We start from the raw sequence: 21122 nt of genomic DNA on the forward strand, positions 1-21122 counted from the left end.
GCTACAATTCCCGCTATAACACCCACTTAATAAGGCTCTCTATGCTACTTTCTCTCCTAAAAGCAGATGATACAAAAGCCCTAGAGCAAGAGATTTCTACGCGATTTGTGCGTAATATGGAGTATTTTCACAAAACTTCCCCAGAGCTTTTTGACGCGCTGAAAAATGACCCCACTGACTATAATCTCATCATCAACACACAAGGCATAAATATCCTAAATCTTGCCAGCAATGAGCTTATCTACCCTGTGGAAGATGGCATCTCACAAATGGTAGCAATCAATGAAGCCCTAAGTCTATCGCCTTTGAAAAATGATAAATGGCATATCCACTCAAATGGTGCTTATCTTGACAAAATGGATACGCAAAAGCTCCCTATCACTGCTGAAGTGTGCAATGGCTTCATTGACCTGCTTTTTACGCACAATGGCGTGAAAGAGTATTTTTAAGCAAGGATTTCTTGCCTAGCACTACGATTTTTGGGCTACTTGGGGGAATGTTTGTAGAGTTTTTGCGTGAAAAGGGAGTGTTTTTCCACTCATTGCTAATCTTTGAAGAAAATCTCGATATGTTTCGCATTAGCTGCTATTTTGTGGATTATCCTAGGCTTTTTGAGAGCGTGAGCGATGGGGCGTGCTATTTGTTTGTCAAAGATTTGGTGAATCGCTTTTTTATCCGCAATTTTTTCGCACGCCAGAAAATCACTAATAACTTCTTGCGCCTAGAGCTTAATCTCTATGAGAGTCCTAAAATGGATTCTGCTATGCAAATTGTCAATGAAGAGCATTTGAGCAATGCGCGTGGGTGGGGGAGCTTTGAAGATGAGATGATAGGCATACAAAATACTCTAGAAAATCTCCCAAGCAAGCATAAGCACAACTATTTTCTCCAGAATCCAAAGCGCATTGATATGCCCATTTGTGTGGTGGGTAATGGCGCGAGCTTGGATTCTAGCTTAGAGTTTATCAAAGTAAATCAAGCAAATATGATCATCTTTAGCTGCGGGACAGCACTCGCCCCGCTAAAGCACGCAGGGATTGAGCCAGATTTCCACATAGAAATAGAGCGCATAGACTATCTAGCAGACTACTTGCGCCCAGTCCTTGGCAAAACGCCCTTGCTCTGTGGCAATATGATAAATCCTAGCGCGCTAGGGCTAGCAAATGAGCGGTATGTCTTTATGCGTGGGGGCAGTGCGAGTGGCTATATGTTTAAAAGCCCTTATGTAATGGAGTTTTGCGCACCATTTGTGGGGAATGCAGGCTTTGCCCTTGCGTGCCAGCTTGGGAGTGAGGTGCTGATGTGTGGGCTTGATTGTGGCTATATTTTAGGCTTTGGCAAGCACGCGAAAGACTCTGCCTATGGCAAAGAAGAAGCCTTTAGCCTAGAGAATCTCCCCAAAGGCACTATCCCCGTGCGCCCAAATTTTGACCACGAAAATCAAGCGATGCTAGAATCTATGCCGGAAAATTATGCTGTATATAGTGATTCTATCTTTTTGCTCTCCGCCCAAATGCTCTCTCAAGCCATTAAAACCTACAAGCCAAAGACCATCTTAAATCTCGGTATGGGGGCATATATAGAGGGTGCTCGCCCCACGCACTCAAGCGAATTTGCCTTGAAGAAAAACAAAAAATCCAAATATATTAAGCTACTCAAAAGCTACTTTACTAGCGATTTGCACGCCGTCTTTAGCGATTGCCGCAGTGATTTTTATCTCCAAGAGATACAAGACTTCAAGCAGCAGCTTTCTTCTATGCTTGCTTGCGATCTTGTGAGTAAGCAAGAGCTTTTTGTCTGGGTGGATCAGGTCTTTAATCTCTGTGCGAAAAAGAGCGCGAGCAGCCCGTATGTAGGCATTCTCTTTGAAGGCACGATCGCCCATATCTGCCAGAATCTAATGCTTGCTGCCTTGCATCTCCCAAGCAATAATATCCAAGCATTTTTCAGCGATGCGCGTGCGCTTATCGCAAGCGCACTAGATAAAATGCTCTTGCGCTATAAAATGCTTATCTCGCGTTATTAGATATAGGGGCGTGTATGGATATAGCGCATAATTTTCTAGGGCTTAAGACACTCATAGCAAGCGCATCTATGCATATCAAAACGCCAGAGATGGCAGTGTTTGGGCTATTTTTCTTAGTATTTGTGCTGGTATTTTTCTTTTTATTGATTTTTTGGCGGTATCGCTTGGTGTTTATGCTGTGTGTTATGCTTGAGCTGTGTATTGTGTTTATCACGCCTTTTGGCGTGGCATTTGTGATGCGGCATTTTCTCTATCCTATCAAGGTCAGCTACACGCATTTCGCGCCCTTTGTCTATACAAGTGGCTTTAGCTTTGATCTAACTATCCGCAATCTTAGCAAGCTAGAAATGAAAGAATGTATGCTTACTATCACGCCCTTGCGCGAGAATCCTAAGCAAAGCCTGCTTATCACTCTGCAAGATACGCTTCTACCGCTAAATGCCTACACACAAGTGCTAGCCCAGCCTATCAAGCCTAAGCAAAGTGTGCGCTGGAGCGGGATAATTGATAATTATCGCTATGGGGAGCGATATAGCTCGGTGCTTGATTGCCATTAGTATGGAGTCGTGTGTCTTTGGCAAATGGTGCTACTATGATTGTGTCGTGTCTCTCAAAGCCCACAATCAAAAGCAAAGCAAAGAGCTTTTTGCCTATATCGAGTCCCATAAGCACACATTGTTTTTTGTAGGGTTTGTGGAGTATGAGTTTTATCGCTATTTGCGTGATGAAAGCTATGAGAGCGCAAAGCCTTATTGCGTGTTTTATGGCTTTAGGAGTAGAAGAGCCTTTATCAAAGAGGGCATAGCACAAGAGCGTTTTGCTCCAAGTGTGCTGCGCCCTCTTGATAAAGCCCGCTATTTGCGCGATTTTGCCGCGGTTAAAGAGGCGATTGCTAGCGGCAGAAGCTATCAGGTCAATCTCACACAAGAGCTAGAGTGCAGCACGAAGCTGGATTCTAGCGCGCTGTTTGACTTGCTTTGTGCTAGGCAGGATACGCTGTATAAAGCCTTTATCCCAGAAGAAAATGGCGCGATCATCTCGCTTTCCCCAGAGCTATTTTTCAGCCTAAAGGGCAGAGAGATCACCGCAAAGCCGATGAAAGGCACAATGCCAAAAGGCAAGGGCAACAAGCGCAAGCTCGCTAAAGATTGGAAAAACAAAAGTGAAAATCTAATGATCGTGGATTTGCTGCGAAATGATTTGTCTAAAATCAGCAAGCTACATAGCCTGCACACAAGGCTTTTTGACATAGAGTCCTACCCCACGCTCTATCAAATGACCTCTACTATCACAGCCACGCTAAAAAGGCGCGTGGGCTTGTATGAGATTTTTGAAGCACTCTTTCCTTGCGGCTCGATCACAGGTGCGCCAAAGCACGAGACAATCACGCTTATAGAGAGCCTAGAGCGGCGTGAGAGGGGGATTTACTGCGGGAGTATAGGCGTGGTGCATAAGAAGCGCGCGAGCTTTAGTGTGGCGATACGCACCTTGCGGCACAGGGGCGAGCGGTTTTGCTATGGTGTGGGGGGTGGTATCACTTGGGAGTCTCGTGCGCAAGATGAGTGGGAGGAGCTTGGGCTAAAGGCAGAGATTTTGCGAGCCAAAGAGTGCCATTTGTTTGAGACTATGCTGCTACAAAATGATCACATAGTGCTACTACAAGCCCATAAGCAAAGATTGCTAGATTCTGCTAGGAAGCTAGGCTTTGATACAGGGGGCATTGATGAATTTATGCGAGGGTTTAACGCCCTAGAATCCACTTTGAGCAGCGAGTTTTTGGGCATTGATAGAGAGCTGTTTCACAAAGTGGATTCTAGTCAAATGCCAATGGATTGCCACACACTGCAAGCGGTGCTGCCAATGACAGAAAAAAGCCTTGCTAGTCAAAAAGTGGATTCTAGCCCCCAAGCCAAAAGCGATCCTATCATCTTGCGACTTGTGCTACATAGAGATGGCAGCCTAGAATCCACTTTTGCCCCCTTACGCCCCGCCACAAGCGATGTGCTGCTGCTTAGTCCTATCACGCTCCAAAGTGCCAGCGATCATCTCTATCATAAAAGCTCTTTGCGCGAAGTGTATGACTCACACAGCCATTTATGGCGGAAAAATCGCTGCTATGATGTGGCGTTTTGCAATGAAAGGGGCGAGCTATGCGAGGGAAGTAGGAGCAATATCGTGCTGCAACAAGGAGGGCGATTCTACACGCCGCCCCTGAGTAGCGGACTGCTTGGTGGCGTGTATCGGCAATTTTTGCTCCAAAAGGGTGCGATAGAAGAGCGCGTGCTGTATGCCAGAGATTTGGAGAGTGCGAGCGCGATTTATTGTATCAACTCTGTGCGCGGGGCTAGGCGAGTGCGACTATGAAGCGCGTGCTAATTATTGATAATTATGATTCTTTCACTTATACAATCGCGCTGTATTTTAGGGAGCTTGGCTATGCGTGCGAAGTGATCCAAAGTGCCAGCGTGGCACACCCTAGTGATTTGCGCTGCCTGCGCTTTTCTCATCTAGTGATTTCACCGGGTCCAAACTCCCCCAAGGAAGCTAGCTTTAGTGTCCAGGCGATACAGTATTATAAAAAACGCACGCCCATTCTAGGGATCTGCCTAGGACATCAGTGTATCGCTTATGCCTTTGGCGGAGAGATTTCTAGGCTAGAGTCCCCCACCCACGCCAAGCTCCACACGCTACACTACACAAAATCGCCTATTTTTAGAAAGCTCAAAAAGCAGCCTAGAATCTGCCTCTATCACTCACTTTTTGTCTCGCAATGCCCCAAATCCTGCAAGGTCATAGCCTATGACAATAGGGGCGTGATTATGGCTATCGCGCATAAAAGGCTGTCTATTTATGGGATACAATTTCACCCAGAGGCTGTGCTAAGTCAATGTGGGAAGCAGATATTGCAAAATTTTATGCGCCTAGCGTGATGGTCTTGCGTTTAAGCTATTTAGTCTTGGGCGAGCAATGCGAGGGAAGTAATCCATTGTTTTTCTAGCCTTGCGAGTCGCTTTAGTGGTGTGGCGATCTAAATTTCAAAAGTGGATTCTAGTAGCAACGCTTTTTTCTGTCATTGCGAGACACTGCGCCAGCAGTGGTGTGGCAATCTATAAATTCTGCGCTAGCAGAATAATCATTACTAGAATCCACTTGCAAGGATTGTGGATCGCCACGACTTCCTTGCGGAAGTCTCGCGAGTGAGAGAAAAGCGGCATTAAGCCTAGAATCCACTTTTTCTAAAGAAGCTTCGCTTTGTGATTGTTGTGTTTATTGCTTATGAATTGCCGCGCGGTGCAAGCGGTGCTTGCAAGAGAGCACAATAACCGCTAGTGAAAAGTGGATTCTAGGGGGATAAAGGCTATTTGACCTTTTCGACATATTCGCCGGTCTCGGTATTTACGCGTATGCATTCACCCTCTAGGATATGGAAAGGGATTTGCACCACTGCGCCTGTCTCTAGTGTGGCAGGCTTTTTGCCAGCAGAGGAAGTATCGCCCTTGAAGTTTGGAGGGGTTTCTATGATCTTTAGCTCGACAATTTGCGCCACACTCACAGAAATCGCCTTGTCATTATGCAGCAGCACCTGCACGCTAGAGCCATCAAGCAGCCACTTTTTGGCATCGCCTACTTGATCCTCGCTAAGCGCGACTTGCTCATACGATTCTGTATCCATAAATTGATAGTATTCGCCATCGTGGTAGAGGTATTGCATAGGCTTTTCTACGATATTTGGCTCCTCGCATTTATCGCCTGCGTGGAAGGTCTTTTCAATCACTTTGCCATCGAGAAATGACTTGATTTTCGCACGCACAAATGCCGCGCCTTTACCGGGCTTGACATGTTGATATTCTACGATCCTATATGGAATCCCTTCAATCTCGATTTTTAAGCCTTTTTTGAGTTCGCTCATACCGATTGCCATTGTGTATCCTTTGCGTATAAAATCTAGTGAGCGCGCATTATAGCAGATTTTGGCTCTAGCCCTTAGATCTTAGCTAGAATCTAGCTATATCACCACACCGCATAAAAGCACAAAGGGTAGGTATTCTTTCTCATAGAGATGATAGATAGTTTCTTTAGGTGTATCAATGCTAGGGCGCAAATCAAGGGCAGAGCATAGCACACCTTGTGGGCGCACACCCATTTGCTTTGCGACATTTTGTATCATCTCTGCCACCTCATAAGGAATAGAATCTAGCTCATTCATATCCGGAGCTTGCTCTTTAGCACAATAGACATTGATAGAAAAAAGCGCGAGTTTAAAGCTATCGTAATCCGCGAGTTTTCCTGCTTGCTGCAACTGCCCTATATCACGCACTTGCGTAATGGCTTCTTTAATGCGCTCTATACAGCTGCTATTAAACTCCCACCTAGCCCTTTTGCCGACATTAAGCCATAAATGCTTAGATTCTATCCATATATCAAGCCCATTAGCCCCCTGTGTCGCACACCAAAAGTCAATCGTGCGTCTTTGCTTTTGATTTTGGCTTTTATCCTCTCGCAAATCTACACCCCTGCAATCCACACCATATTCACTCATCACATACGGCGTAAGGCAGGAGAGAGCCATAGCGATAGTGGCAGAGTTGCTTCGCTCATTGTATGTGATAGGAAAGTCGCCGATTTGCTCAAGTAGGTTAAGGTTGATATCAAAAATATGCCGACAAAGCTCATCATAAAAGCCCTTTAGCTTCCTGCCACCTTTCGCCCCACTTCCTGTATTTGCCCCAGCACCTACGCTATCGCTTTTGTATAAAGAGTCTTCTAGGTAGCATTCATACCATTTCGCATTTTTCTCGCTAAATCGTTTTTGTATATCGTAGTCATACATTGTTATGCTCCTTTTCTAGTTTTTGGGCTTTTATCTCACTAATGCTATCCACAATCACGCCTATGACCATATTTAGCACGATAAAGCTTACAATGATCATATAGCTTATAAAATATATCCACGCATAAGGATATATTTGCATAATAGGTCGTGCTATCGCTCCGCTCCAGCTCTCCCCTGTCATCACTTGAAAAAGTGTGAAAAAGCTCTTGCCCAAATCGCCAAAATACTCTGGCGCAGCTGTGGCAAAAAGCTGTGTGCCAAGCACCGCATAGATATAATACACAAGCAAGAGCAAAACACCTATGGATACAACACTAGGGATACTCCTTGTGATAACTGCGATGACAAACCGAAGCTGTGGCACAGATGAAGAGAGTCGCGCGGCTCTAAGCACCCTAAACAATCGTAGGATAGCAATATTGCCTATGATTGTCGTCGGTAAGACAGATAAAACCACTACAAACAAATCAAAGAGATTCCACTTTGAGAGAAAAAACTCTTTGCGTAGCACAAGGATTTTCACGCACATTTCAATGCAAAAAAACAACAAACACATTCTATCAATAGCGATAAGGATAGAATTGTTTTTCAAAAATGAAAATGTCAATGCTCCCAAGATTATAGAATCTAAAATGATAATGCCTATAATCAGGTTTTGAAATGCTGGGGATTTTATACTGCCTTTAAGATTCATTACACAAAACTCCTAACAACTCCTAACAAAACTACCACTAGAAGCTTTATACTCTTTAGCTCTGCCATTAGCATAGGAAATAACTATAGAATCTCCATTGATCTGCGCTGATACCGCGTTTGAGTCTCCTATTGAGCGTTTGAAGCTTCCTGTCTTTGTGTTATATTGTTTCGCTTTCCCATTTTCTATACAAATTGTCCATTCATCATCGCAGCTCGCACTAGAAACATTACTTCCTACACTGCGCCTGAAAGAGCCATTTTCATACAATTTTGCCTTATTACTTTCTACCTTAACGATATAAGCCATTTTGAACTCCTTTTTTTGATTGAGTGATGATTATAGATAATTATCGTTAAACAATACTTAAATTACTCTTTTTAAATAATTTACTCATTAAAATCAATACCAAATATCCATAATCAATAAGTAAGTAGATGATGAGGTTGAAGTCGATGAAAGTCGTTGATCGCATAAACGAGATTCTAAAAGCAAAAAACCTAAGCAAAAAAGAGCTAGCAAGTAGGCTTATAGACTTAGGCTTGCGTGCGCACAAAACGGGCGAGACGCCCACAATCTCTAGCATTTATGCTTATCTTAATGGGAATATTGAGCTAAAAGCGGATATGATTCCATTTATTGCTGATGCTTTGGGCGTGTATGAGCAGGAGCTTTTCTCCCAAAGCTCACCGCACAAAATGCTTCAACGATTCTGCTTACAAGACCCAAATCTTGCTAAATATAGCCATATTGTAGAACTCCTAGAATACATAAGCCCAAAGTCTCTAGAAACGCTTGAAAAGACATTGCTTAGTCAAAAAGAAAAGACCATAGAGCTTAATAAAATTCTTCAAAATCTATAGCGTATGTCTTATATGTGGTAGTAGCTTCAAATAAGCCTAGATCTAGGGATCTAGGTGTTTTTCTCTGTTGTTTAGCTCTGTGATATTTAAGCAGATAAATTTGTAGCACAGAAAGATCACTAGGGGCCACAGCAGTATCAAAAATAGTGTATATAGCATAACAACTCCTTAGTAAGAATGCTCATCTAAATCGCTTGGGCTAAACTTCCTGCTATCCATACGCCGCCATACATACGCGATATAGCCTAGCACAAAAGGCACAAGCAAGCTCACATAGCCCATAACAGAGAGTGTATAGTAGCTAGAGCTTGCATTAGCTATGGTAAGTGAGCTTTGCAAATCTGTGCTTGATGGGTAGAATGCACTCTCCCCAAGCCCGACATTGAGCAGCACCGCCATAACGGCACACACCGCCCCAGCCCCAAGCGCAAATATGCCCTTTTTATCCACAAGGCTAAGGTAGATTCCAGCTAGCACAAGCACGACCCCCACAAGCAGCAAAACAAGCACATAAGGCTTATGCAAAAATGTCAAGCCATACAAATATGCCTGCATACTCACCGCGCCACTCTCATCGACATAGAATCCATCTTTTAGACAAATCCACACCAAAAAGCCCAAGAAAAATGGCAAAAATAGCGCAGTATTTAGCAGGAGATCCTTTTTCGCTCTTTGGACAATGGCACTAGAATCCAGCGCATTGATAAAGTAGCTATCTGCTAGCATTCTGCTTAGAAACACCAGCGCAAAACCTAGGAGATAATTAAGCGGATTTCCCAGCTGCTCTAATCCTCTTAGGCTATGCTCCCAGCGCACAAAGCGCATATCATCAAGCACAAAGGCACTCCCGGCAAAAAATGTGCTAACTGCCACACCGATGAGAAATACCCCCAAAAGCCCATTGATCTTCAAAAATGTCTCATAGGTTTTTGCGCCTAGGAGATTGCCCTGCTTTTTGCGGTATTCATAGCTTACAGCTTGGATAATAAAGCAAAGCAAAATCGCTAGCCACACCCAATACGCCCCGCCAAAGCTCGTGCTATAAAAGAGCGGAAACGCCGCGAAGCACGCCCCGCCAAATAGCACCAAAGTCGTAAATCCAAGCTCCCATTTGCGCCCAAGCACATTGATAAGCAGGGATTTTTCTTCCTCTGTTTTGGCTAGCCTATCCATAAGCCCCTGCCCCCCTTGCACAAAAAACATCAACACCAAAAGCCCACCAAGCAGACTTACAATCACCCACCAATATACCTGCAACTGCGCTAAATCAAGTCCAAAAAACATCGCCTACTCCTTCTCGCTTCTTGCGTGTGTGGCAAAGCCCTTTTTAATCTGCTTTGCCATAATCCCAAGCTCCGCGCATAAAAGCAGTGTAAAGAGTCCTAAGAAAATGAAAAATGAAATCTGCACATTTGTATGCGCGAGATTTGTCGCAGCAATATGCACAGGCATTAGATCTTGGATCGCCCACGGCTGCCGCCCCACCTCTGCCACGATCCAGCCCGCTTCTGCGGCGATATAGCCAAATGGCACAGCAATCACACAAAGCCATAGGATCTTGCGGAATTTGTTGATGTTGTTTGCCATACAGAGATATAGCACGATGATAAAGAGCAAGAAAAACAAGCTCCCAAGAGCCACCATAAGATGAAAGCTATAAAAGGTCATAGCAATGGGCGGCACAGCTTGCTCTCTAGACTCCAAATAGCCATAGCCAAAATTTGACATATTTGCCTGTAAGATCTGCTGGGATCTTTCCATTGCCGCGCTATCGCCACGCTTTTTAGCCGCGGTAAAATCACTTAGAGCTTGCACTGCCTTTTTCCCGCTCTCTATCCTAGAATCCATACTTGCAATGCCCTTTTCCTCATTGCCAAAGAGCAGGTCATTGATCCCGGGGATAAAGCCTTGCGTGTCTCTTTGCCCTAGGATTGAGAGCGCGTAGGGGATTGTAAAGTCAAACAAAAATGTCGGCTCGCTATCGCCGGGCTTTTTAGCAGGGTTTAAAATCCCAAATGCCACAAGCCCAGCCCTATGCTCGCCATCATAGATTCCCTCCATTGCCGCTAGCTTCATCGGCTGCTTTTGCGTAACTTGATACGCACTCTCATCACCGCTGAAAAACAAAAATACAGAAGTAAGCAGTCCAAAGCTAGCCCCCACAACTAGACTACGCCTTGCTAAAAGGATATGCCTACCTTGTAGCAAATACCACGCGCTAATCCCCATCACAAAAAGAGCAGAAATCACATAGCCAGAAGCGATTGTGTGGAGAAACTTTGAGACTGCCACAGGGGAGAGCGCGACTTCTAGGAAGCTTGTCATTTCATTTCTAGCCGTAGCGGGATTAAATATCGTGCCTATGGGATACTGCATCCAGCCATTTGCTACGAGAATCCAAAAGGCTGAAAGATTGCTGCCAATTGCCACAAGCCAAGTAGAGAGCAGGTGGAAGCGCGGTGAGACTCTATCCCAGCCAAAGAACATCACCGCAAAAAATGTCGCCTCTAAGAAAAACGCCACAATACCTTCAACCGCTAGCGGTGCGCCAAAAATATCGCCTACAAACCAGCTATAATTCGCCCAATTTGTCCCAAACTCAAACTCCATAATAATGCCTGTCGCCACGCCGATAGCAAAATTTATCGCAAAAAGAGTGAGCCAAAACTTCGTGATAGCTTTCCACCGCTCATCTTTGGTCTTTAGATAGATACTCTCCATAATCGCTACGATAAATGATAGCCCCAAGGTCAAAGGCACAAACAAAAAGTGATAAATCGCCGTTAGCCCAAACTGCGCTCTGCTCCAATCAATATGATCCATTACTACTCCTTTGCTCTAAAGTGGGGTTGAAGTATCTTTGTGGGTAAAAGTGGATTCTAGGGGGGCAAGATTATCTAGGACAAAATCTCTCCTCTCATCTACCCCTAGATCGCGGATAGAATCGCCATAGATGAAAAACTTCAGCACGATAAAAATCACAAGAAGCTTTATGATGATGATTTTCCACAATGTCCTGCCAAGCGTCATATTTGCAAAGCCTTGTGCATAAAAACGCATAATGTTTTTCAGCATTGATGTCCTTAGTGGCAAGTGGATTCTAGGCGTGGAAGTGTGGATTGTAAGAGAATGCAGCTTATGCAAAGTTGAAAACACGCCTAAAGCCTAGAATCTACATAAAATCACTAAAAAAAGTAAAATATCTTATAACCTTGCAGTGTTTGTGGCAAGGGCTTGTTTGGTTATGGACTCTATGATTGTGATGGCTTGCTGCTGCTGGGCTAGATCAAAGCCCCTGCCTTGCAAAATTTCCTTATAGCTTGCGGTGTGGAGATCCTCAAAGCCGCTAGAAAAATCCACGCTCAAAGCAGCGCGATCGCACGGAGGATGGCTTGTCTCCTCTAAAATCCGCAGAGCGCGGCTTGTCTTTGTCCCTAGCTCAATAGAATCCATATCATCTCTGTCGATAGAGAGCAGCCATTTCACTTGCGCGTGGGCAAAGCTTGCCACACCACTTGCGCGTTTATCATCATAGTAAGTAAGAGTATTGCCCATAAAATCCCCAAACACAAACGCCAGCATATCAAACAAATGCACGCCGATATTGCACACAATCCCGCCGCTTTTTTGCATATCGCCCTTCCACGATGTGTGATACCACTTCCCCCTAGCACTAATATAGCGCAAAGATAGAGCATAGCAGTGCGCAGGATTTAGGGCTAGCTCATCGTGGATTTGCTGCTTTAGGGCTAGGATTTGTGGGTGCAATCGTAGCTGCAAGATCCCATAAACACGCGCGAAATGAGCCTGTGTGCTTAAAGTGGATTCTAGGCTTTGCAATGTGGCTAGCTCGCTTGTGTGCAAGACTAGAGGCTTCTCACATATCGCACTTGCCCCAAGCTCTAAGGCTAGGGCAATATGGGAGAAATGCAAGAAATTAGGCGTGCAAATGCTAAGAAAATCTAAGCGATTTGCTTGTGCATAGCGGATAAAATCTGCTTGCTTGGTGAAAAACTCTGCATTAGGGAAGTAGCGATCTAGCACGCCTACGCAGTCGTGCAAATCAAATGCGCACACAAGCTCGCCACCATTGTCATAAATCGCGCGTAAATGTCTAGGGGCGACATAGCCGCCCACACCGATAATGCCAAAACGCTTGCTTATCTCTGTCATTATTTGGATTCTTGAAGCTCGCAGATGATGTGATTGTAGGATTTGTTTTGGGATTTTACAAACTCTTGCAGGGCTTTTAGGCTTTGGTCATAGCCGTTAGATTCTAGGGATCGCAGGTCTTTATAGAGGGCTTCTATCGTTGGGATCACGGCGAGATTTGGCGCACGCCGCACAGAGTAGTAGCCTATGATCTTGCCATTATCATCAAATGATGGCGTGATGTTGGTAAAAACCCAATAATGCTCTTTGTATTTAGTGAGATTTTTCACAAACGCAAAAATCTCGCGCCCATCTTGTATATAGTCCCATAGTAGCTTGAAAACACAAGCAGGCATATCTTGATGGCGGATAATGTTATGCGGCTTACCGATAAGCTCATTTTCAGCATATCCGCTATAAGTCAAAAAGTCGTGATTGCAGTAGGTGATGATGCCTTTTAGGTCTGTTTTGGAAGTGATTAGCGTATCTGGCTCTACTAGTAGCCCGAAGTGTTCATCTCTTTTGACATTATGTTGTCTAGACATAAGTAGCACCCCTTACAAATGAAAATTCTAATCATTTTACCCAAGTTTTGCATAAAGGGTTGATTAAAGATAGCGTAATGCCTTTTTGGTGAGATTGGCGATAGGGGGGAGGGCGTTTAGGGGGTAGTAGGTGGCATTTGCTAGCTTGGGGGCTTGATAGACATAGGCGGTGATGGTGTATTTGGTATAGGCGTGGGTGAAAGAGCCTAGTAGATGGTGCGTAGGTAGGGGGCTTTGGTGGCTTGCTTGCTTGGCGAGTAGGGGGAGATTGTAGAGGTCTTTGTAGAGCTTATCTTGTGATTTGCACAAAGCGATAGAATCTCGCTTTTGGCTTAGGGCTAGGTGGAGGGTTAGGGGGACTCTAGGGGCTTTTGGCTTAAGGGCTATGGGCTTAAAGGCACTAGCGCAGTGGCTTGCTATGGGGCAGCTCGCGCATTTGGGGGATTTGGTGCAAATAAGCGCGCCTAGATCGATTAAGGCTTGATGGTAGTCAAAAACTTTGTCCGCTTGCGGGAGCAAAGACTCTGCTAGGGCTAGTAGCTGGCTTTGTGTCAAGGGCTTGCCTACAAGTCTTTGCAAAACACGCGCGATATTACTATCAGCAAAGGACGCCTTTTGCCCAAAGCCAAAGCACAAAATCGCCCCAGCTGTATAAGCCCCAATCCCGGGCAACGCCTGCAAAGCACGCAGGCTATCAGGTAGCGTAGAGTTATGCTGCTTTACACAAAGCTTGGCACAGGCGTGGAGATGCCTAGCGCGTGAGTAGTAGCCAAGCCCCTGCCACAAATGCAGCACTTCTTGCTGGCTAGAATCTGCTAGCGCGGATAGAGTGGGGAAGCGAGCAAGAAAGGGGAAAAAGTAGGATTCTAGCACGCGAGAAACTTGCGTTTGCTGGAGCATTATCTCGCTAATGTAGATGTGATATGCATAGCTGCCATCGCGCGGTAAATTGCGCCAAGGAAGATTAGCTCGCCCATAGGCGTGATACCACGATAATAATGCACTATGCAGAGAATCTAGCTCTAGGATTTTGGCTATTTGCACCCACAAAGTCCCTTGCACTCGCTAGGTCGCGGCTCACTGCTATAATGGCAGATCTTCCAATATGCCATAATGTAAAGCAGCGATGAGACAAATAAAGAAACAAGCATAATAAGAGCTATGGCGCAATAGGCTAGCATAAGTGGATTTTGCTGCCAAAAGTGCTTAAGATTATCGGCGTTGTTTAGGGCTGCTATTGATGATTGCAGCTCAAGCCCAGTCCCTATGCTAAAAGCTATGATCAAGCAAATACCCACAAAAAGCGCGACAAATACCAAGCGCACTCTAAAGCCTAGCACAAAATACCTTACCTCCGTCCTAGCATATAGCTCTAGGGCGATCTTGCGCTCTAGGAGCAAAAACACCACGCTAAAAATCGCGCAACTAAGACAGATAATAATCAAGCCAAACATATCATCATTAAAGATTTCTGTAAGCACACTAAGCAAGATGATAAACACAAGCAAGGCAAAAAACCGCGCACAATTAAGCATAAAAAGCGATGAGCGTGTAGCTTTGGCAAACAGATATGCCCCGCTCATATAGCAAAGCAGCGCACACACATAGCCACCAAGTGAGACAAATAGGAGCATATCAAGATCGGATACAGCGATGAAAGCAAGCAGTGCGCAAATAGGCATACCCAGCACGCCCCAGCGCATCAAAATCCTTGCATTTTCAAAAGTGGATTCTAGCTTCATAGTAGTCCTTAGGATAAAAGCTCTAAAAATTCCGCGCGTGTTTTGGGATCGCTTCTAAATAATCCGCGCAAGGCACTTGTTTTGATAAGTGGATTCTGGTTGCTAGCGCGCATACTCATACACAAATGTCGTGCCTCACATACGACCATAACACCCTTTGGCTTAAGGAGGCGGGAGAGCTCATCAGCGATTTGATTGGTGAGATTCTCTTGGATTTGTAGTCGCTTGGCAAAGGCTTCTACTAAGCGCACGATCCCGCTAAATCCAGCGAGTGTATCTCTAGGCACATAGCCGATATGGATAGCCCCAAAAAATGGCAAGAGATGATGCTCACACATTGAGTAAAATTCTATATCTTTGACTAGCACCATTTGATCCATACTATCATTGCTAAAAAGTGCTCCTAAAGCGTCTTTGGGGCTTGTGGTATAGCCTCTGTATAAAGTGGATTCTAGCTCTTGGAGGCGTTTGGGGGTGTTGGATAAGCCTGCGCGATTGGGGTCCTCGCCTATACGCGCACAAAATGCGCGGAATGCCTGCTCTACTTGTGTTGTATCGCTCATTATCGTCCTTGCAAAGATTGTATGCGGTTTTCTATGCTTGGGTGGGTGCTAAAGGCTTCGCTAATGCTAAAGATATAGGCGGCTTGGCGCGTTGGATTTGTGTCAAGCTGGGAGAAGTCGTTGCGCTTATAGCTTGCTTCTATCTTTTGCAATGCGCTTATGAGAGGGGTGGGATTATGCATAAGATAGGCACTGCCTGCATCTGCCATATACTCTCTACTGCGGCTTAGAAACATCTGCAGCCAAAGGGTTAGGATTGGCAGGATAAATTGCAGCACAAGCAAGATGGTGCGAGCTTTATTCGCACCATCACTGCGATTGCCCCCTAGGAAAAGATACACCGCGCTATTGCACAGCAGCAGCAAAATATTGCTCAAAATCCCCACGCACATTGTCAGCCGCACATCGCCGTGCCGTATGTGGCTTAGCTCGTGGGCTAGCACAGCCTTTAGCTCTTGGTCATCTAGGCTAAGGGCTAGGGCTTTGGTAATGGCTATAAGAGAGTTTGACCCGCTCCAGCCACTTGCAAAGGCATTCATATAAGGTGCTTGGATAAGGTAAAGTCTAGGGGAAGTCGCGCTAGAAGAGCGGCGCAGCACATCATCAAGCGCGTTGCGCACGCGTGCTTGGAGTGGCTCTAGCCGCACACCTTGGGGCAGCTCTTCATACTCATCACCAGAGAGCATAATGGCATCAAAGTGCGAGATACTATACCAAATGATACATACTGCCACAAGGCTTGTAAGAGCGGTGATAAGGGGGAATTCTCTTAGACTTAGGAGCAAGTAGAATCCATACTCAAGGCTTGGGGCGTTGATACGCACAATATCGACCAAAAGCCCTATAAGCAAAAAGATAAGCACATAGATCGCTAGCACGGCATAGGTCTTTAGCGCGTTTTTTTGCAAGATTGCTTGAAAATCCATCGCTTTCTCCTTGATTTTTGCGTATTGTAGCGTGTTTTGGTTTATTGTTTGGGGGGATTTGGGGCTAGGGATCGCTTTAGCACCTGCTCTAAAAAGCTTGTGGCATACGCCCCACTTGGCAGGCTGAAGTGTAGCTCTGCTTGGGCGAGCTTAGGCTTGTAGAGATACTCTACATCGCTTGCCCACACCCACGCATATCGCCTAGAGCTAGGAGCGGGGATTGGAGCTAGGAAGCTCTGCTCTAGCTGCCCTGCAAGTGTGCTTGGGGCTTTTAGATTCTGCCCGCTTAGCGCGCCTGTGGGGGAGAAGCCCTGCTGGCTAAATCGCTCGCACTCTGCTTGTGTAGCAGAATCTAGGGTAAAAAGCTTGCCATAAGGATAGTGGCAGCATAGATCGCCATCTAAAAGCGTGAAAGCTTGGGGCTGGGCGCATAAGGATTCTAGGGCGACTTTGGGGAGAGATTGTAAAAACCGCGCACAAAGTGTGGCGATACACGCATTTTGCGCACTTTGAAGGGAGGTTTCAAGTGATGGCGCAAAAGTGGATTCTAGGTTTGTGGGGGATTTTAGGGGGTCTTGGGATTCTAGCTTGCCATAGTGTTGCGCAAGTTGTTGTAGCTCTTTGGGGCTAAACTCTCTCGCCCACGCGCTTAGCTGGATTCTAGCTTGTAGCCAGCCATTAAACAAAAAGCTTTGATAGCTTGAGATGAAAAACTCCTGCATAGCGCGGCTATATCGCTTGGTGTGAAAAAGTGGATTCTGGGGGTTAGCAAGGCTTGGGTGTAGCTGTGCTAGTAGGGACAGATAGGGGCTTATCTGGGCGTTTTTGCGCTGGCTAAGGGATAGCCCTAGGAGATAATTATCGCCATTTATGCCAAATCGCTGGAAGCCAAAGAAGTTTGGGAAGCCATTGTGGGCGATATGTGCAAAAGTGGATTCTAGCTTTGTGGCATTGGTGGGATTAAGCTTTTTTAGTCGCACAAAAAAGCGATTGCCTTTCAAATGCCCTAGGCGCAGCTTGTTGCTATGCAGCGTGCTATCAAGCAGCTTTATCTCATAGTCTTTGGCTAGGCGTTCAAAAATGGCGTGAAAGTTTTGCGTGCTTTTTGCTGGGATTGATAGGTATTGCGTGGTGGTGGCGTGCTTGTCCTTTAAGCCGGCGTAGCCTATGGATTTTGGGGGGAGATTAAAGGCTTTGGCGATAATGCTAAGTAGCTCAAAGGTGCTTAAGGATTTTTTCCTTACCTTTAGGATTCTATGCTCGCCACTGCCGCTAAAGGCATAGAGCGGGATCTCTTGCACGACAAAATCCCTAGCACTATGGGCAAAATAGCACGAAATAGGCTCGTGTGAGTAGGCGAAATACATCACACCACCACGCGTTTTAGAGTGGGGGAGAGATGGGTTAAGATCACATAGGGGATCGTGTGAAACGCCCTAGCCCACGCACTCACATCGCTAAAGACGCAAATTTCTTCTCTCTCACTCTGGCAAGAAAAGCAGTCCATACTCATAACAGGCAGGATTTGCTCCCCGCTAGCACAGCATAGACTCTGCTCTGCGCCCACGCGGAATAATCCATCGCCATAGCCCACATCATAGGTGCTAAAGACCCCATCTTTTTCCACGACACTAACTCCACCATAGCCGATCCTATCACCCTTTTTGAGAGCTAGGCTAGAGATTTTGTGCGCCCAAAGGCTAGCGATGGGCTTTAGCGCGATATGTAGCGGCAGCTCGCTTGTGTGATACCCATACGCGCCGATACCGATACGCACGACATCGCCTAGATCATCGCTCCTAGCATTATGCAAGCCAAGGCGCAGAGCTCCGCTGGTGCTAAGAGAGTGGAATCTAGGCATAGGGTAGTTGTGCGCTTCACACCATTTGCGCACCTTATTTGTAATCTCCCTAAAAGCCTGCACTGATGTGAAGAAGCTTTCATCATCATTATCTCCATAGCCATTATGCCCAAGCACGCCTGCAAGCCTGATATGCCGCGAGTTTTCAAGCAGTGATAATGCGCGATCTAGCTCATTTATAGCAATGCCATTTCTATGCATACCGATATTGACCTTTAGCTCGATATGGCGCATTTGGTGGGCGTTTTTGTGTGCGGTGGCGCAGGATTGTAGGGCTTGAAGTGATGGGATAGAAGCCCAGATATTGCTAGGGGCATTTGGCGGGACCTCGCCATAGAGCGCGGTGATCGTGTCAAAAAGCTGGGCTATGCTGATAGCCTCTTCATAGTTTTTGACAAACACAGATTCTATGCCTGCTTGCTTGGCTAGGTGTGCGATTTGCTCTAGTCCGTGTCCATAGGCGTTATCCTTTAGCACGAGGGCGAGTTTGGGGGGGTGTGGAGTGTGAGAGAGTGTATTTTGGATAGCGGTGAGATTGTGGAAAAATGCTTGAGAATCAAGGCGGATATATGCCATAGAGAGCCTTTGGGTAGGAAGTGGGGTATTATACACAAACGCAGCTTTATGGTTGTGGTGTATCTATGACTTTGTGTGGGGCTTTGGGGAGATTAGAAATATATTTTGCTAAGGCTTGTATCTCTGCATCGCTTAAATTCTGTGCTTGTATATACATAATGCTTTTAGCTCCGCCATTATCGGTTAGCCCAGCGCGATAGCCTTTAAGGTCTGCGATGATTTTTGCTTGGCTTAAGCCGGCTATGCTAGTGCCACCTTTTGCCCCGGGGGCGATTGCTTGCCCATTTGTGCCGTGGCAAGCGATACACTTCGCAAAGATTTTAGGAGCAGGATCGGCTAGGGCTAGAGTGCAAGCAAGCCCCAAGCCACACAACAAGCGATAGAGCATTGATCTAGGCTTGCGGGCTTGAGAGATCGCGGTAGAGATAGATTGTCATCTCTTTGCCCTCTAGGATAAGATGGTCTTTGGACTTTTGGATCACTTTAAAGCTGCCTTCTAGATCGCGGATAAAGCGGAATTCAAAGCGCACAATCTCTCCGGGAGAGCAGAGCTTGCGTGTGGAGCTTCCATTAGATAGCTCGATATGCTCTCTATCGCTCCACGCATAGCTTGAGAAATATGACCCGCACCCGCTTTGTCCAGAGATTCTGCCTTGTTGGGTATCAAAGTTTAGTGTCGCTACTTCGTCAATTTGGGCGATTTCTTTAAGGCGGGATTTTTCATCATAGCTAGAGTTAGAGTCAATCGCTGCTAGGCGTTGTTTGGCATTAGCAGCTAGGACTTGCGGGGCATAAAAGGTCTCTTTATTATCGATTACAATCTTTTGCACATACCAATTATCGCCGTTAATGTTGCCCTGCGTGGCTTTGCGCTGGATATATTCAAACAGCGAGCAACCGCTGCTTGTAAGTAGCACTACACCAATCACACAGAGCCAGAGAAAAGCCCAAAGTATTTTCACAAATAGTGTGCGATTTGTGCTTGTGTGCAAGCTTATGGGACTGCTATGATTGTGTCTGCTGTGCATATTTACCCTTACTTTACAATGATGTAGAATCTAGTTTCTATGAATAAGCAAAAATCAATCCAACTCATAGCTACTTGTCAAATCTGCTCATCACTACTAGATAAAATCCCTAAACAACGCCCCTAGATCAAGTCCGCATATTTGCGTGTCCTTGCGCTTTTCTAAAATCCCTTGCGCACCTTGCACTAAATCGTGGCTAGAAATGCCGTGCGCGATGGAGATTCTCGCTTCTAAAAACGCACTTAAATGATCGCATACTTTCAAAAATTCACCGCACACAGGATTATACTCATCGCTATTGTAGTGGGCAAAAAGCTCGCTAGAATCTTTCGTATAATGCGTAAAATCCTCGATTCTATATCGATTGGCAAATTCATTTTGCGTGAAATACACAATATCGGCGCGGATAGATTCTGGGAGGTGGGCTAAGATTTTTTCTTCTACGGCGCGCTCTTCGATCTGCTTAATCTGCTCATCTAGCCCTGCTATGGAGCTTTTGATAGGGGAGATAATATCGCGTGTCAAAATCTCTGGCAAATCGTGAAAAAGCCCGCCTAAAAAGTGATTGATACGCATTTGTTTGCAAGAGGGCATATCAAGGCTTAAAAGATACGCACAAAGGGCTACCACAAGCGTATGCCCTAGCACAGAAGTCGCCGGCACGCGCGGTGTTTGACTCCATCGCTTCTGGAATCTAAGCTGCCCAAACATCGTGATAATCTCATTGATCTGCTTAAATAGCACAACTTGTTTCATACCTTGCAAGTCATAGTGCTTTTCTACTTCTTTATCAATGATAGCCTTGATATTGCCCACATCAAACATCGTGGGGTTAAAGTGATAAATAATATCAAACTCCCATTTTGAGGCATAGTAGTGGGCGGCTTGTAGAATCCGCTTTTCGATATTATGCGGTGGGTGTTTGAAGTAATGCTCTAGTGATGAGAAAAATTTATACCCACAAAGATCGCTCGCAAGCTCGCTTGTAACAAAGCTCGCAAGCTCCTTTCTATGAAGCTTTTGTAGCTCGTGAAATACCGGGGGCTTAATATCTGTAAGCACCACACGCTCAAAAAAATCAAAGCAAAAATACTCTATAAGCCGCTCCCAATCAATCTCTTTGCCTGACATTTCTTCATATTTGGCAAAGATATAGGCGATGACCATTTTATGTGCTTGTTTATCTAGCTCGACAAACTCCACCGGACAGGCTTGGTCATTCCACCTGCGGATAGAAGCAGCGACAAAAATCCTGCGCAAAAGGCTCGCGCTTAGGCGGGGGGTTTGTAAAGAGCTTGGGGTTTGCATAATA

At 45.6% G+C, this 21122-nt stretch carries 25 protein-coding genes; 6 read left to right on the plus strand and 19 right to left on the minus strand.

Annotated elements, in window-relative coordinates; genetic code table 11:
• Positions 1-41: 41 nt before the first annotated feature.
• The 5 genes from DX060_RS03255 to DX060_RS03275 are packed head-to-tail and all read left to right on the plus strand — an operon-like array spanning position 42 to position 4956.
• A complete protein-coding gene (locus tag DX060_RS03255) occupies positions 42-449 on the plus strand; it encodes a hypothetical protein (RefSeq protein WP_115011133.1) in 408 nt (135 codons plus the stop codon).
• Positions 450-460: 11 nt separating this feature from the next.
• A complete protein-coding gene (locus tag DX060_RS03260; protein ID WP_115011134.1) occupies positions 461-2026 on the plus strand; it encodes a 6-hydroxymethylpterin diphosphokinase MptE-like protein in 1566 nt (521 codons plus the stop codon).
• A 14-nt stretch (positions 2027-2040) separates the two neighbouring features.
• Positions 2041-2583, plus strand: a complete 543-nt coding sequence (locus DX060_RS03265) for a DUF2393 family protein (protein ID WP_115011135.1) — start codon at positions 2041-2043, stop codon at positions 2581-2583.
• A complete protein-coding gene (locus DX060_RS03270) occupies positions 2531-4390 on the plus strand; it encodes a chorismate-binding protein (protein ID WP_258552177.1) in 1860 nt (619 codons plus the stop codon). Before DX060_RS03265 ends, DX060_RS03270 begins: the two co-directional genes overlap by 53 nt.
• Positions 4387-4956 carry an anthranilate synthase component II gene (locus DX060_RS03275; protein WP_115011137.1) on the plus strand — a complete coding sequence of 190 codons (570 nt, stop codon included), beginning with the start codon at positions 4387-4389 and terminating at the stop codon, positions 4954-4956. The genes DX060_RS03270 and DX060_RS03275 overlap by 4 nt, the downstream gene beginning before the upstream one ends.
• 118 nt (positions 4957-5074) lie before the next feature.
• Here the strand turns inward: DX060_RS03275 and DX060_RS10820 are convergent, their stop codons facing one another.
• The 5 genes from DX060_RS10820 to DX060_RS03295 all read right to left on the minus strand — a co-directional run bounded on the left by DX060_RS10820 (position 5075) and on the right by DX060_RS03295 (position 7863).
• A complete protein-coding gene (locus DX060_RS10820; protein ID WP_147278757.1) occupies positions 5075-5257 on the minus strand; it encodes a hypothetical protein in 183 nt (60 codons plus the stop codon).
• Positions 5258-5384: 127 nt separating this feature from the next.
• Positions 5385-5948, minus strand: a complete 564-nt coding sequence (gene efp / locus DX060_RS03280; RefSeq protein ID WP_115011138.1) for an elongation factor P — start codon at positions 5946-5948, stop codon at positions 5385-5387.
• Positions 5949-6032: 84 nt separating this feature from the next.
• Entirely contained in the window at positions 6033-6857 is an 825-nt protein-coding gene (locus DX060_RS03285; protein ID WP_115011139.1) for a hypothetical protein, read from the minus strand.
• Positions 6850-7554: an ion transporter gene (locus DX060_RS03290; RefSeq protein ID WP_115011140.1), complete on the minus strand. Its 705-nt coding sequence runs from the start codon at positions 7552-7554 to the stop codon at positions 6850-6852. The genes DX060_RS03285 and DX060_RS03290 overlap by 8 nt, the downstream gene beginning before the upstream one ends.
• A 12-nt stretch (positions 7555-7566) precedes the next feature.
• Positions 7567-7863, minus strand: a complete 297-nt coding sequence (locus DX060_RS03295; protein ID WP_115011141.1) for a hypothetical protein — start codon at positions 7861-7863, stop codon at positions 7567-7569.
• 128 nt (positions 7864-7991) lie between these two features.
• Between DX060_RS03295 and DX060_RS03300 the strand changes: the two genes are divergently transcribed.
• On the plus strand, positions 7992-8417 hold the full coding sequence (locus tag DX060_RS03300) for a helix-turn-helix domain-containing protein (protein WP_258552178.1): 426 nt from the start codon (positions 7992-7994) through the stop codon (positions 8415-8417).
• A gap of 168 nt (positions 8418-8585) precedes the next feature.
• On the opposite strand, the gene DX060_RS03305 is transcribed toward DX060_RS03300, so the two are convergent.
• The 14 genes from DX060_RS03305 to DX060_RS03370 all read right to left on the minus strand — a co-directional run bounded on the left by DX060_RS03305 (position 8586) and on the right by DX060_RS03370 (position 21118).
• Complete coding sequence (locus DX060_RS03305; RefSeq protein WP_115011143.1) at positions 8586-9701, minus strand: cytochrome d ubiquinol oxidase subunit II; 1116 nt, start codon at positions 9699-9701, stop codon at positions 8586-8588.
• Positions 9702-9704: 3 nt separating this feature from the next.
• Positions 9705-11240, minus strand: coding sequence for a cytochrome ubiquinol oxidase subunit I (locus DX060_RS03310; RefSeq protein WP_115011144.1), 1536 nt, complete (start codon positions 11238-11240; stop codon positions 9705-9707).
• Between the two features lie 15 nt (positions 11241-11255).
• Complete coding sequence (locus DX060_RS03315) at positions 11256-11573, minus strand: DUF4492 domain-containing protein (RefSeq protein ID WP_408938833.1); 318 nt, start codon at positions 11571-11573, stop codon at positions 11256-11258.
• A 48-nt stretch (positions 11574-11621) separates the two neighbouring features.
• Positions 11622-12590, minus strand: a complete 969-nt coding sequence (locus tag DX060_RS03320; RefSeq protein WP_115011146.1) for a Gfo/Idh/MocA family oxidoreductase — start codon at positions 12588-12590, stop codon at positions 11622-11624.
• The gene (locus tag DX060_RS03325) at positions 12590-13114 is read right to left on the minus strand and encodes a PAS domain-containing protein (protein WP_115011147.1); all 525 of its coding nucleotides are present in this window, start codon (positions 13112-13114) and stop codon (positions 12590-12592) included. The genes DX060_RS03320 and DX060_RS03325 overlap by 1 nt, the downstream gene beginning before the upstream one ends.
• 63 nt (positions 13115-13177) lie before the next feature.
• Positions 13178-14158, minus strand: coding sequence for an A/G-specific adenine glycosylase (locus DX060_RS03330; protein WP_115011148.1), 981 nt, complete (start codon positions 14156-14158; stop codon positions 13178-13180).
• Positions 14149-14856 carry a hypothetical protein gene (locus DX060_RS03335; RefSeq protein WP_115011149.1) on the minus strand — a complete coding sequence of 236 codons (708 nt, stop codon included), beginning with the start codon at positions 14854-14856 and terminating at the stop codon, positions 14149-14151. Before DX060_RS03335 ends, DX060_RS03330 begins: the two co-directional genes overlap by 10 nt.
• Before the next feature lie 8 nt (positions 14857-14864).
• Positions 14865-15419 (minus strand): GTP cyclohydrolase I FolE, encoded by a 555-nt coding sequence (folE, locus tag DX060_RS03340; protein WP_115011150.1) that lies wholly within the window; start codon positions 15417-15419, stop codon positions 14865-14867.
• Positions 15419-16360, minus strand: coding sequence for a zinc metalloprotease HtpX (gene htpX, locus DX060_RS03345; RefSeq protein ID WP_258552309.1), 942 nt, complete (start codon positions 16358-16360; stop codon positions 15419-15421). Before htpX ends, folE begins: the two co-directional genes overlap by 1 nt.
• Positions 16361-16386: 26 nt before the next feature.
• On the minus strand, positions 16387-17712 hold the full coding sequence (locus DX060_RS03350) for a tRNA pseudouridine(13) synthase TruD (RefSeq protein ID WP_115011152.1): 1326 nt from the start codon (positions 17710-17712) through the stop codon (positions 16387-16389).
• Positions 17712-18818: an alanine racemase gene (locus DX060_RS03355; protein WP_147278759.1), complete on the minus strand. Its 1107-nt coding sequence runs from the start codon at positions 18816-18818 to the stop codon at positions 17712-17714. The genes DX060_RS03350 and DX060_RS03355 overlap by 1 nt, the downstream gene beginning before the upstream one ends.
• 10 nt (positions 18819-18828) lie before the next feature.
• Positions 18829-19170, minus strand: a complete 342-nt coding sequence (locus DX060_RS03360) for a c-type cytochrome (protein WP_115011154.1) — start codon at positions 19168-19170, stop codon at positions 18829-18831.
• 4 nt (positions 19171-19174) lie between these two features.
• Entirely contained in the window at positions 19175-19810 is a 636-nt protein-coding gene (locus DX060_RS03365; protein WP_115011155.1) for an META domain-containing protein, read from the minus strand.
• A gap of 96 nt (positions 19811-19906) precedes the next feature.
• Positions 19907-21118, minus strand: a complete 1212-nt coding sequence (locus tag DX060_RS03370) for an HD domain-containing protein (RefSeq protein WP_115011156.1) — start codon at positions 21116-21118, stop codon at positions 19907-19909.
• Positions 21119-21122 lie beyond the last annotated feature (4 nt).

The sequence above is a fragment of the Helicobacter canis genome (genome assembly GCF_900451095.1).
Classification (GTDB): Bacteria; Campylobacterota; Campylobacteria; order Campylobacterales; family Helicobacteraceae; genus Helicobacter_B; species Helicobacter_B zhangjianzhongii.